The organism is Cellulomonas citrea (genome assembly GCF_009829685.1).
GTDB lineage: Bacteria > Actinomycetota > Actinomycetes > Actinomycetales > Cellulomonadaceae > Cellulomonas > Cellulomonas citrea.
Map to the genome: position 1 here is coordinate 1 of NZ_VWSD01000345.1, position 677 is coordinate 677.

The following is a 677-nucleotide window of genomic DNA, read 5'->3' on the forward strand; positions in this document are numbered from 1 at the left end:
AGCCCGTGCTCGGCCCCGCGCTGGACGGACGCGCCGGCACCGCGGCCATCGCCGCCACCGCCGCCTCGACCACATGGACCGGCGACCCGGTCTGGGACCACGCCGTGGGCCCGCTGCAGTTCCTCACCTCCACCTGGCAGCGCTGGGGCGTCGACGGCGACGGCGACGGGGTCGCCGATCCGAACGACCTGGACGACGCGGCCCTGGCCGCGGGTCACTACCTGTGCGCCGCCGGGGTCGACCTGGCCTCGGCTGACGGGTGGTGGGCCGCCGTGCGCGCCTACAACCACGACGACACCTACGTCCAGCACGTCCTGACCAGGGCGAACGCCTACGCGCGGGCGGCTGCGGGATGAGCGCCTCGCTCGGCGGTCGCTACCGGCTCGGCGAGCTGCTGGGCTCCGGCGGCAGCGCCGACGTGTACGCCGCCTGGGACGAGGTGCTCGACCGCCCGGTCGCGGTCAAGTGGGCCCGGTCGGCGGACGACCGCTCCGTGCGGGTGCAGGCCCGGGCGGCCGGGCAGGTGGTGCACCCGCGGATCGTGCGCGTGCTCGACCTGGGGGCCACCGGCGGCTGCGACTGGGCGGTGCTCGACCTCGTCGAGGGCGCCAGCGCCCGGGCGCTGCTCGACCGCGGCGTGCGCCCCACGCCCGCCGAGGCCGTCGCGGCCGCCCTCG

2 protein-coding genes are annotated in these 677 nt (G+C 77.8%); both read left to right on the plus strand.

Annotated elements, in window-relative coordinates; all coding sequences use genetic code 11:
* A partial coding sequence (locus tag F2B26_RS16625) for a lytic murein transglycosylase (RefSeq protein WP_201292810.1) occupies nt 1–356 on the plus strand: 356 nt, incomplete at its 5' end.
* Nucleotides 353–677: protein kinase family protein (locus F2B26_RS16630; protein WP_499679457.1), on the plus strand; the 325-nt coding region annotated here is incomplete at its 3' end. The genes F2B26_RS16625 and F2B26_RS16630, both read left to right, overlap by 4 nt.